The following is an 11,104-nucleotide window of genomic DNA, read 5'->3' on the forward strand; positions in this document are numbered from 1 at the left end:
TGAAAATATCTGTAAAAACCATTTATCTTGCCTTTTAATTAAGATACCCAACCTTATATTGAAAGCAGCATTTCATAATTTACTGATAGTAGAAGATAACCCTTTTATAGGGAGGAATATTTTTGATGCCGCTAAGCAAATTGATAGTATAAGAGATATTTGCTTGACAAAATCTTTGCATGAAGCAATTTCTATTTTCAACAAAACTAATTTTGATGTAATAATACTCGATTTGAAGTTACCTGATGGTAATGGGATAGAGTTGTTAAGAATGCTTCAGAAAGATAAAAAGGATACTAAAGTCTTTGTTTTTTCTATAAGTACAGAGCTAAGAAAAACGTGTTTTAAATACGGAGCGTTTGCCTTTTTTGATAAAGCTAAAGATTTTGATGAATTAATTGAGGCAATAAAGATAGCATAACTATTAGGTTGCTAATCTTTAAAAGGTTTAATTCCAAAAAATATTATTTAGTTTACAAAGTTTATATAATAACAAAAAGCTAAACTTTAAGGGGGTTGTTTAGCTTTTTTATTAATATAATTGGGGGACTAATATATTAATGAATTATTAAAATAGTGGGGGAAGATATTTTAATAAAATATTTTTTTAGTATGATTTAATTTATTTGATTATCAACCATGTACTTGTTTTATACTACAAATATAGATAACATTGTAAGGTTGTTCAATAGGTGAATTTCTTATTTTTTATAATTAGGTATAAAAAAGAAGATTTTGGTTATATACAAATCATAAGAGATTGCTTCTAAACCTTAAAGGTTACTGCTACTGTGTAGATTTTGAGTAAAAAAAGAAAAACCCAACTTTAAAGTTGGGTTTTTCTTTTTATTTATGTTCTAACTTCAAATGTTATTGGTATGCTGTAGCTAACACCTACAGGGTTACCTCTTTGTTTACCTGGAGTCATTGTAGGTAAAGCATTAATAATCTCTACTACTTCTTTTTCTAATCGAGGGTGTGGTCCTCTCGCTCTAACATTTGCTATTTTCCCTTTTTTATTAATTGTAAAAATTACAAACAATTTCTTTTTACCTGGGTCTAAGCCTAATTCAGAGGCTAAATTAATATCAAATCTTTTACCAAAAAATTCTGTAACTTTTTTTGTAAAACAGTCTTTTAATGCTTTATTGTTTCCTTTACAACCAGGGTAAACTGGCACGTTTTCAATTAATATAAAAGGAATATCTTCTACTACTTCTTCTACCTCTTCAACTTCAACAATATCATCGGTATTTACAACTACACCTACTGTTTCGTCTGTTTCTGTAGATTCGATTACTGTTTCTTCAATTTCCTTTTCATCTTCTACCACTGTAATTTGCTCTACAATAGGCGGAGGTGTGTTTTTTGGTGGAGGTATTACCTCTTGCATTTCAATGATAGGAATATCTTCTTTCATATCATCAATCATGTTTGCTTGTCCTAAACTTTTTAGGTCATTCCTTTCATAAGTTTTGTGCTCAATTAAAGTATAGGTAATAAATAAGGCTAATACTAACCCTATTTGTAAGAAAATTTTACTGTAATTTTCTAACTGTTGTTCTGGGTTTTTCTTAATGTCCATTTTGAAATCCTTTAAAAGTGTATAATTTTAACTTCGTTATTAAAAAATAGCTGATAGATTATCGAATTCTTGTAAATTTGATTTTCTATTGTAAAATTAATAATTTAAAGGACTTTAAAATATGATTTTCATCATACTTTGTCATGTACTTTGGTAGGTGTATTATTGTTCCAAATTGTAAGAATATCTGTAGCAACACTTGCACCACTTCCTGCAGCAATTGCAAATTGACTTCTACAACCAGAGATGGTGCCACAACAGTATAAACCGTCTTTTATAAGGTGGTTTTTATTTTTAAGTTGAATTCTGTCTTTTGCTGGGTTAGCTCTTTTATGAGGTTCTATAAAAGAGTCTAGTCCTTCTATTGTAAAAGGTTTAGAGTAATTTAAAGCGATAATTGCAACCTTAGTAAAATGCGTAGTATGGTTGGTTGTTATTTCATACCCGTTTTCGCTGCTTAAAATAGAAATAACTTTTTCGTTTTCTATTTGTTGTACATGTGGGTATAAAGTAGAAAGCTGTTTTTTACCGTTAAGTAATATGTCTTTACCTAAAGTTTGGGCAGGTATGCCTAATACATTATTAAATAAGGCATCTTGTAAATGAGAAGCTCTCTGGTGAGTGATAATTCCAATAGTTTTACCAGCTGCAAAAGTTTTACTTTTTGCAGAACCTAATACCAAGGCACACTGCAATGCGGAAGCACCACCACCAATAATTAGAACATCAAAATTCATTTATATAAATAGCACTTTAATATTTGCTGCAAATAATTTTACAGAAATAGCTAATAAGATTACACCAAATATTTTTCTAATTATTTGTATTCCAATAGGACCTATCATCTTTTCTATTTTAGAAGAGGTCTTTAAAACAATATATATTAAAATAATATTCGCTAAAACAGCAATGATAATATTTTCTAAATAAAACTCAGATCTTAATGAAAGTAACGTTGTTAAACTTCCTGGACCAGCAATTAAAGGAAAAGCTAACGGAAAAACAGAAGCGGTAATTGCGTTTACATCGTCTTCATTATCTTTATAAAGTGTAATTCCTAAAATCATTTCTAAAGCAATAAAAAAAAGTATAAAAGCACCTGCAACAGCAAATGAATGTACGTCAATACCAATTAGTTTTAGTAAACTTTGTCCTAAAAACAAAAATACAATCATAATCACACCCGCAATAATAGCTGCTTTTTCTGATTGAATATGGCCAGCTTTCTTTCTTAAATCTATAATAATAGGGATGTTACCAATAACATCTATAACTGCAAACAAAACCATAAAGGCTGTAAAGGCTTCTTTAAAATTAAAATTCATAATTTTTTTATATATTTTGCAAAATTAGACAACTTTGTTTAGGAAAACGTAAAGTTATAGAAAAAAATAATACTATTTTTGCGATATGTTTCAACTTGGAAAAACTATAGTTTCAGAAGATATTATCGAAAAAGATTTTGTTTGCAATTTATCTGCTTGTAAAGGTGCCTGTTGTGTAGATGGCGACGCCGGAGCTCCTTTAGATGAAGAAGAAACCAAAATTTTAGAAAGAATATATCCTAAAGTAAAACCTTTTTTAAGAAAAGAAGGAATCGCTGTTATTGAAGAGCAAGGTACTTGGGTAACCAGTGAGTGGGGAGAATTAGAAACTCCTTTAATTAATGGTGCGGATTGTGCTTATGTTATTTTTGATGAAAAAAAGACAGCGCTTTGTGCAATAGAGGAAGCGTATAACCAAGGAGAAATAGATTGGAAAAAGCCAGTTTCTTGTCATTTATATCCTATCAGAATAAAAGAATACAGTGAGTTTTCTGCTGTAAATTATGATAAATGGGAAATTTGTGATGATGCCTGTTCTCTAGGAAAAGAATTACAAGTACCTATTTATAAGTTTGTAAAACAAGCTTTGATAAGGAAATTTGGACAAGATTGGTATGATGAATTAGAGGTAATTGCCGCAAAACATTTAGAAAAATAAGTAAATTATTTTATCAGAAATAAATAGAAGTAAAAAGCATCAAAGAAATTTGATGCTTTTTTTATGGCACGTTAATTGTTTTAACAAAGTTTTAACATTTAAAAACTTTTGAATTATGAGAAACACCAAGAAATTACCAAGAAAACAATTAGAGAAATTTTCTAATATTTTTACGCAGCTAGGGTTGGTATTAGTGCTCTTTATTATCTTTATAACACTAGAGCACCAAACCGAAGAGAAAATAGTGGCCGATTTTGAAACTACTAAAAGAGAAGTCGTTTATGTAGAACCAGATACAGAGGTTGTTTTTACAAAAGAGCCTAAAGTTATTCCTAAAATAGAGATTGTAAAAGCAGTACCATTTCTTGTAGATGAGGTTGTAAAAGGTGATAATAATATCATTGAAAATATTATTGATAATGTTAAAGTAGAAAATCCTGTTTTAATAGATATCGAAAATGTTGTAGAGGTTAATGTTGAAGAGAAATTTGTAGAAGATGTAGATTTTATCAACATACAAAATGCACCTATTTTTAAAGGATGTGATAATTTATCAAAAGAAGAAAATAAGGTTTGTTTTGAGAAAAAAATGAAACAGTTTGTACAGTGTAATTTTGATGTGGAATTGGCAAATGAAGTAGGATTGCATGCTGGTAAACATAAAATTTATACGCAGTTTGTTATAGATGATAAAGGAGAAATAGTTGATGTTAAAATAAGGACTGCATATAAAACATTAGAAAAAGAGGCGTTAAGAGTTATTAAGAAGTTACCAAAATTTAAACCAGGTATACAAAATAGTAGAACTGTTAAAGTAAGGTACAGTTTGCCCATTGCTTTTAGTTTAGAATAATATAAAACCCAACCAAAAGGTTGGGTTTTATGTTGAAAATATTTTATTATTTGTTATTTTAGCAAGATGAAAATCAGTCAATATTTAGACGCTACTTACTTAAAAACAGCAAGTCAAGCGAATCTTACGGAAGAAGAAAATAAACAAAATGTTATTGATTTAATTCAAGAAGCTATTTTGTACGATTATAAATTAATTATGATTCGTGCTAAATACATTCCTTTAGCTAAGGAAATGCTTCAAGAGGCAAATAAAAGTATTCTTATTGGAACTGTAATTGGTTTTCATGAAGGAACTTATACTATTCAAGAAAAATTAGAAGAAGCACAAGAAGCTATTAATTTGGGTGCAGATGAGTTAGATTTTGTTGTGAATTATGAAGCCTTTAAAAGAGGCGAATTACAATTGGTTACCAATGAAATCACAAAAGGGATTGCACTTGCTTTGGATAATAACAAAGTAATAAAATGGATAATTGAAGTTGCTGCCTTAACAAACAAAGAAATAATTGTAATTTCGCGCTTAATTAAAAATATTGTTTTTACTGATTTTGGCGAAGAAAATGCAGAGAATGTTTTTGTGAAATCATCAACAGGTTTTTTTAAAACAGAAAACAATTTGCCTAACGGAGCAACGTTAGAAACAATGAAATTAATTGCAGAAAATGCAAAACCATTAAAAATAAAAGCGGCAGGTGGCGTAAGAGATTATGAAACGGCTTTAAAAATGGTTGCTTTAGGAGTAGATAGAATTGGCACATCATCTTCTAAAGAGATTGTTAATAAAGAACAAAACAGTAATTCAGGATACTAAATTTGATAGAATATTTTGCACATGAAACGGCTGTAATAGATAACGATTGCAGTATCGGAAAGGATACCAAAATTTGGCATTTTAGTCATATTATGTCTCATTGTATTATTGGTGAACAATGTAATATTGGTCAGAATGTAGTGGTTTCTCCAGAAGTTATTTTAGGTAAAAATGTAAAAGTGCAAAATAACGTATCTATTTACACAGGCGTAATTTGTGAAGATGATGTCTTTTTAGGACCTTCTATGGTTTTTACAAACGTAATCAATCCACGGAGTGCTATCAAAAGAAAAAATGAATACCAACAAACTTTAGTGAAAAAAGGAGCAAGTATTGGAGCAAATGCTACTATTATTTGTGGAAATACTATTGGAGAATATGCACTTATTGGAGCAGGAACAGTGGTAACAAAAGAAGTTTTACCTTTTGCACTTGTTGTTGGCAATCCATCTAAACAAATTGGTTGGGTAAGTGAATACGGACATCGATTAGAATTTAATAAAAACGGAATTGCAATCTGTAAAGAGAGTAATGAAACATATCAATTAAAAAATAATACCATTATAAAGTTATAGGATGATAAAAAAATACATATTTCTAGTTTTATTATTTCCCTCAATATATTTTGCACAAGAAGAAAAGTACCCCGTTTTTGATGCTTGTAAAGATGTAGAAGTTCAATCTTTAAAAGATTGTTTTTATGCTCAAACAAAAGAGTTGTTTTTTGCAGAATTTAAAACACCAGCAATTGCAAACGAAGAAGGTTTTATTGGTTCTGCCAATACTATTTTTGCGGTTACAGCAGAAGGAGAGTTTAAATTAATATATGTAGACACACCTTTTGATGAAATTAGAGATGAGGTAAAGAGAGCTTTTAAAGTGTTTTCTAAAATTACACCTGCTTGGTATAATGACCATGCAATAGAAATGAAATTCGAGCTTCCTATAAAATTTCCTTTAACTGATGATGGTGATGTTTTTGTAGACAATACTGTATTAGAAATTAAAAAAGAAAGCTTAATCGATGTTGTGGCAAAAAAGAGAATTGCAGATTCTACTTTTTTAGAACATAGTAGTAAACTAAATATACCTTTTACACATAGAAGTTATGTAGATTATGAATTTGCGTTGCATAAAGCAAAAGGAACACACACTGCTTCTAAACCTTATTCGTATGATGATATAAAGCCATATTACGATTTAACTAAGGAAAAAAAGAAGTTTTTAAAACCAAATAAAGATACTTGGCTAGGTAAAAAGGTATGGAACGAGCATTTGGTACAAGTTAAAAAAGACGATTATTGGCTTACAGTAGATTTGCTGTTTGACCTTCAAATAGGGAAAGATAACTCTGATGTAGATTATACATTTAATAATTCTAGAATTATAAATGTAAATGGAGAAATTGGAAACAACTTTTCATTTTCTACAACGTATGCAGAAAGTCAAGGTAGGTTTGCAGAATATGTAAATAGCTTTGTAACAAATAATGCAGCCAATGTAAGACCCCAAAACTCCGAAGGTTTGGTTCCTGGAAGAGGTAAAACAAAAGGATTTAAAGAGGATTCACACGATTATCCTGTGGCAGAAGGTTATTTGGCATATACACCAAATAAATACATGCAGTTTCAGTTTGGAAATGGTAAAAACTTTATAGGAGATGGATATAGGTCTTTTATTTTGTCTGACGTTTCTTCTCCAACTACCTATTTAAAAATGAAATTAGATATTTGGAAAATACAATATACCAATATTTGGATGTGGAATACAGAACCGTCTTTAAGTTCAGTGTCAGATCCTAATGAACATGCAAGAAAGTATGTGGCGGCTCATTATTTGAGTGTGAATGTTACAGATAAATTAAATTTAGGATTTTTTGAAACAGCAATTTCTGCTGGAGAAAACGGAATAGACGCAGGTTTTTTAAATCCACTTATATTTTACAGGTCTTTAGAGTTTAATAGAGGTGAAGATTCTGGAAACGCAATTATTGGTTTAACAGGAAAATATAAGCTTAATAATAATGTCTCTTTATATTCTCAATTAGTAATTGATGAGTTTTCTGTAGGGAACTTTAGTGATATGAGCGATTGGAAACATAAATTTGCATATCAATTGGGTGTAAAATACTTTGATGCTTTTAAGGTTGATAATTTGTTTTTACAGTTAGAGTACAATCGTGCGCGTCCTTATACCTTTGCACATAAATCACCAATATTAAATTACGGTAATTACAGTCAGCCTCTTGGGCATTTGTGGGGTGCTAATTTTTGGGAAGCAATTGCTATTGCCAGATATAAAAAAGATAGATGGAGTGGTAGTGCAAAAATTATTGTAGGTAAAAAAGGGTTCGATTTAGAAGATCAGGCAATAAGTTATGGTGGTGATATTTATCAATCTTATAACGATAGATTATCAGATACGGGTATAGAGCTTGCACAAGGTAATGCTGCAAATATCTTTATTGCAGACGTACAAGCCAATTATTTAATTAATCCTTCTACGAATACAAATCTATTTGCGGGTTTATCTTACAGAAATTTCTCTTCAGATTCAGATTTAACAAGTTATCCATCTGGTTCAAATGTTTGGTTTTCAGTTGGTGTAAGGGCAGATTTATTTAATTGGTACTTCGATTTTTAAATTTTAGTATTTTTTTAAGAAAAACATAAGAGTTTTATACATACATTTGTAGTGTGATTTTTAATTAAGTCACACTTTTTCTTTTTCATAGCAATTTTCCCACTCAATTTATTGAGTGGGTTTTTTATTTATAGTTAAAACCCAACTAAAAGGGTGGTAAAGTCATAATTAACAAATATCTTTGCAAACTATTTTTATAGAATGGAATCAACAGTAATTACAGACAATAAAATATCTATGCAAGCTATAATTTCAGACTTTAAACAACTTACAAAAGTTGGTTTGTCATTAAGTGTTGTGTTTTCTTCCGTTGCCGGTTATTTATTGGCCATAGATGTTGTAAATTATTTTACACTTCTAATGTTAGCTATTGGAGGCTTTTTTATGGTTGGTGCATCAAATGCATTTAATCAAATTATAGAAAAAGATACAGACCTTATTATGAAACGTACGCAAAATAGACCTTTACCAACCGGTAGAATGTCTGTTAATGTTGCGCTTACAATTGCAATTCTATTTACCATTTCTGGGTTGTCTATCTTATATAGTATCAACGCTAAAACAGCTTTGTTTGGCGCTATTTCCATATTTTTATATACAAGTGTTTATACACCTTTAAAACCAGTTACACCTTTATCTGTTTTTGTTGGTGCCATTCCAGGAGCCATTCCTTTTATGTTAGGTTGGGTTGCAGCTACCAATGAATTTGGTATGGAAGCAGGTTTTTTGTTTATGATTCAGTTTTTCTGGCAATTTCCACATTTTTGGGCTATTGGTTGGTTACAACATGAAGAGTATAAAAAAGCAGGTTTTAATATGTTGCCAATGGGGCAAAAAAATAAAGGAGCCGTAAAGCAGATTATTTTTTATACGGTAATAATGATATTGGTATCGATTTCTCCGGTTTTAAAATTATCTGGAGCATTCTACATTCACCCAATAACGGCCGTAATTGTTGCTCTTTTAGGAGTATATATGTTATATTTTGGGGTTAAGTTGCATAAAAGTGAAGATAATGTTGATGCAAGAAAATTAATGTTGTCTAGTGTTTTATATATTACAGTAGTGCAAATTGTATACGTAGTTGATAAATTTTTACATTAATAATGGTAAGAGAACAGAGAATAGAGGAAGAATTAGTGATTGCTAAGAAGAAGACTGCAAAACCTATGTTATGGATTTCCATGATTAGTATGGTTATGTTTTTTGCAGGACTAACAAGTGCTTATGTAATAAGTATGGAAAGAGATGATTGGGTTACTTTTAACTTACCGCAATCATTTTATATCAGTACATTTTTAATTGTTGCAAGTAGTATTACGCTTTTTTTCTCGCAAAAATTCTTAAAAAATGATAAAAGACAACTCTCTTTAGTGATGGTTGTGGTTACTTTATTGTTAGGAATAGGGTTTATTTGGCAACAATATGTTGGCTTTAATCAGTTAAAAAGTGTGGGATTATTTTTTACAGGACCAGAGAGTACTGTATCAACATCTTTTATAATAGGGATTACATTTATGCACATTTTACACCTGTTAGCAGGTGTTCTAGTGCTTTTGGTTGTTATTTATAATCATTTTAAATACAAATACAAATCAGACAATATGCTTGGGTTTGAACTAGGTGCAATCTTTTGGCATTTTGTAGATATACTATGGATTTATCTATTTTTCTTTTTCTATTTTATTAGGTGATGAAAAATAGTTATTTTTGGCAAACTAACTAAGAATTAATTAACAGAGATTATTATATGGAAGCAAATATTGCTATACCTACAGATGGTAAAGATACTTGGAATGGTGGGACACAAAAACCACTAGGAGCAAGTTATGGTAAAATGATGATGTGGTATTTTATCGTTTCTGATGCTTTAACCTTTTCAGGGTTTTTAGCCGCTTACGGTTTAACACGATTTAAATTTATGGATTCTTGGCCAATCGCCGATGAAGTATTTACGCATTTTCCTGGTTTACATGGTGTACATGCACCAATGTATTATGTTGCATTAATGACCTTTATTCTTATTATATCTTCTGTAACAATGGTTTTAGCCGTTGATGCAGGTCATCAAATGAAACAAAAAAGAGTAGCTTGGTACATGTTTGCTACTATTATTTTTGGAATAATTTTTATCGGTTCTCAAGCTTGGGAGTGGAAAAACTTTATTAATGGTACTTATGGTGCTGTAAAAACTACAGATGGTAGACTTTTACAATTTGCATCACAAGATGGTGTTGATGCAGATGGAGAACCAATATTTCATCAAATAGCATTGTCTGATTTTGTTGTAGGAGAAAGAACAGACGGAAGAGTATTACATGAAAGAGAAAACGGATTGTGGTTTGAGAAAGAAGAAGCGATTGCTACGTATTCTGTTGCTCAAATTCAGGAATCATACAAATCAAATCCAGACGTTTTAATTCGTTCTGAATTGATTGACCCAGCAACAAAACAAAAGATAATCCTTTCTAGAGAAGAAGGAATGGCGCAATTAGCCAAAACAAAAATGGTTGTTGAAGGAGCTAACCTACAAGTTAATGAATATGGAAACACAAGTTTTGCAGATTTCTTTTTCTTTATCACAGGTTTTCACGGATTTCACGTACTTTCTGGAATTATCATTAATATCATTATTTTCTTTAACGTAGTACTAGGTACTTATGAGCGTAGAGGACATTATGAAATGGTAGAGAAAGTAGGGTTGTATTGGCACTTTGTAGATTTAGTTTGGGTATTTGTATTCACATTCTTCTACTTAGTATAAAAAATAAAGACCTCTAGGCATTGCCTAAAAGTTCTAATTAAATTGTCTTTCCTGCGAAAGTAGGAATCTAAAATAAGATTAAAAAATGGCACACGCACACGAATCAAACACAAAAAGAATCTGGATAGTTTTAGTACTATTAACACTTATAACTACTGTAGAGGTTGTATTAGGTATTATAAAACCAGCATCTTTACACCTTACTAGTATTTTAGGTACAAGTCCTTTAAACTGGATATTTATCATTTTAACATTAGTAAAGGCTTATTATATTGCATGGGCATTTATGCACTTAGAAGCAGAAAATAAATGGTTAAGACGTTCTGTAGTTTGGACCTCTGTTTTCTTAATTTGTTATTTACTAACACTCTTTTTAATAGAAGGTAATTATTTACATAGCGTTTTAGCACCACTTGTAAAATGGTAATTTAAAAATTTAAAAAGGTGGTTTTAACCACCTTTT

General features: G+C 30.3%; 13 protein-coding genes. 10 read left to right on the top strand and 3 right to left on the bottom strand.

All coding sequences use genetic code 11. The annotated features are described in order from the left end of the window. The first annotated feature begins 58 nt into the window (after window positions 1-58). Window positions 59-421, top strand: coding sequence for a response regulator (locus GQS57_RS05585; protein ID WP_165731593.1), 363 nt, complete (start codon window positions 59-61; stop codon window positions 419-421). Between the two features lie 429 nt (window positions 422-850). Here the strand turns inward: GQS57_RS05585 and GQS57_RS05590 are convergent, their stop codons facing one another. The 3 genes from GQS57_RS05590 to GQS57_RS05600 form a co-directional block, all read right to left on the bottom strand. Beyond that, the gene (locus tag GQS57_RS05590; RefSeq protein WP_165731594.1) at window positions 851-1,585 is read right to left on the bottom strand and encodes an energy transducer TonB; all 735 of its coding nucleotides are present in this window, start codon (window positions 1,583-1,585) and stop codon (window positions 851-853) included. A 131-nt stretch (window positions 1,586-1,716) separates the two neighbouring features. Further along, window positions 1,717-2,322, bottom strand: a complete 606-nt coding sequence (locus GQS57_RS05595; protein WP_165731595.1) for an NAD(P)/FAD-dependent oxidoreductase — start codon at window positions 2,320-2,322, stop codon at window positions 1,717-1,719. Continuing rightward, window positions 2,323-2,910: a MarC family protein gene (locus GQS57_RS05600; protein ID WP_165731596.1), complete on the bottom strand. Its 588-nt coding sequence runs from the start codon at window positions 2,908-2,910 to the stop codon at window positions 2,323-2,325. It lies immediately after the preceding gene. Window positions 2,911-2,995: 85 nt separating this feature from the next. Between GQS57_RS05600 and GQS57_RS05605 the strand changes: the two genes are divergently transcribed. From GQS57_RS05605 to GQS57_RS05645, 9 genes are all read left to right on the top strand, one after another. Continuing rightward, window positions 2,996-3,568 carry a DUF3109 family protein gene (locus GQS57_RS05605; RefSeq protein ID WP_165731597.1) on the top strand — a complete coding sequence of 191 codons (573 nt, stop codon included), beginning with the start codon at window positions 2,996-2,998 and terminating at the stop codon, window positions 3,566-3,568. A 115-nt stretch (window positions 3,569-3,683) separates the two neighbouring features. Then, window positions 3,684-4,421 (top strand): energy transducer TonB, encoded by a 738-nt coding sequence (locus GQS57_RS05610; protein WP_165731598.1) that lies wholly within the window; start codon window positions 3,684-3,686, stop codon window positions 4,419-4,421. A gap of 66 nt (window positions 4,422-4,487) precedes the next feature. After that, the gene (gene deoC, locus GQS57_RS05615) at window positions 4,488-5,234 is read left to right on the top strand and encodes a deoxyribose-phosphate aldolase (RefSeq protein WP_165731599.1); all 747 of its coding nucleotides are present in this window, start codon (window positions 4,488-4,490) and stop codon (window positions 5,232-5,234) included. A gap of 2 nt (window positions 5,235-5,236) precedes the next feature. After that, window positions 5,237-5,809 carry an acyltransferase gene (locus tag GQS57_RS05620; RefSeq protein WP_165731600.1) on the top strand — a complete coding sequence of 191 codons (573 nt, stop codon included), beginning with the start codon at window positions 5,237-5,239 and terminating at the stop codon, window positions 5,807-5,809. A gap of 1 nt (window position 5,810) precedes the next feature. Next, on the top strand, window positions 5,811-7,877 hold the full coding sequence (locus GQS57_RS05625; protein ID WP_165731601.1) for a gliding motility protein RemB: 2,067 nt from the start codon (window positions 5,811-5,813) through the stop codon (window positions 7,875-7,877). A gap of 201 nt (window positions 7,878-8,078) precedes the next feature. Then, the gene (cyoE, locus tag GQS57_RS05630; RefSeq protein ID WP_165731602.1) at window positions 8,079-8,981 is read left to right on the top strand and encodes a heme o synthase; all 903 of its coding nucleotides are present in this window, start codon (window positions 8,079-8,081) and stop codon (window positions 8,979-8,981) included. Window positions 8,982-8,983: 2 nt separating this feature from the next. Next, complete coding sequence (locus tag GQS57_RS05635) at window positions 8,984-9,571, top strand: cytochrome c oxidase subunit 3 (RefSeq protein ID WP_165731603.1); 588 nt, start codon at window positions 8,984-8,986, stop codon at window positions 9,569-9,571. A 56-nt stretch (window positions 9,572-9,627) separates the two neighbouring features. Beyond that, complete coding sequence (locus tag GQS57_RS05640) at window positions 9,628-10,641, top strand: cytochrome c oxidase subunit 3 (protein ID WP_165731604.1); 1,014 nt, start codon at window positions 9,628-9,630, stop codon at window positions 10,639-10,641. An 85-nt stretch (window positions 10,642-10,726) separates the two neighbouring features. Continuing rightward, window positions 10,727-11,068, top strand: a complete 342-nt coding sequence (locus GQS57_RS05645) for a cytochrome C oxidase subunit IV family protein (protein WP_165731605.1) — start codon at window positions 10,727-10,729, stop codon at window positions 11,066-11,068. The last annotated feature ends 36 nt before the right edge of the window (window positions 11,069-11,104 follow it).

It is taken from the genome of Polaribacter sp. 20A6, assembly GCF_011378915.1.
In the GTDB taxonomy this organism is placed as follows: Bacteria; Bacteroidota; Bacteroidia; order Flavobacteriales; family Flavobacteriaceae; genus Polaribacter; species Polaribacter sejongensis.

Coding starts and splice junctions, on each gene's coding strand:
- GQS57_RS05605 (WP_165731597.1), top strand. CDS start 2,996: ATGTTTCAACTTGGAAAAACTATAGTTTCAGAAGATATTATCGAAAAA.
- deoC (WP_165731599.1), top strand. CDS start 4,488: ATGAAAATCAGTCAATATTTAGACGCTACTTACTTAAAAACAGCAAGT.
- cyoE (WP_165731602.1), top strand. CDS start 8,079: ATGGAATCAACAGTAATTACAGACAATAAAATATCTATGCAAGCTATA.
- GQS57_RS05595 (WP_165731595.1), bottom strand. CDS start 2,322: ATGAATTTTGATGTTCTAATTATTGGTGGTGGTGCTTCCGCATTGCAG.
- GQS57_RS05590 (WP_165731594.1), bottom strand. CDS start 1,585: ATGGACATTAAGAAAAACCCAGAACAACAGTTAGAAAATTACAGTAAA.
- GQS57_RS05645 (WP_165731605.1), top strand. CDS start 10,727: ATGGCACACGCACACGAATCAAACACAAAAAGAATCTGGATAGTTTTA.
- GQS57_RS05635 (WP_165731603.1), top strand. CDS start 8,984: ATGGTAAGAGAACAGAGAATAGAGGAAGAATTAGTGATTGCTAAGAAG.
- GQS57_RS05625 (WP_165731601.1), top strand. CDS start 5,811: ATGATAAAAAAATACATATTTCTAGTTTTATTATTTCCCTCAATATAT.
- GQS57_RS05600 (WP_165731596.1), bottom strand. CDS start 2,910: ATGAATTTTAATTTTAAAGAAGCCTTTACAGCCTTTATGGTTTTGTTT.
- GQS57_RS05610 (WP_165731598.1), top strand. CDS start 3,684: ATGAGAAACACCAAGAAATTACCAAGAAAACAATTAGAGAAATTTTCT.
- GQS57_RS05640 (WP_165731604.1), top strand. CDS start 9,628: ATGGAAGCAAATATTGCTATACCTACAGATGGTAAAGATACTTGGAAT.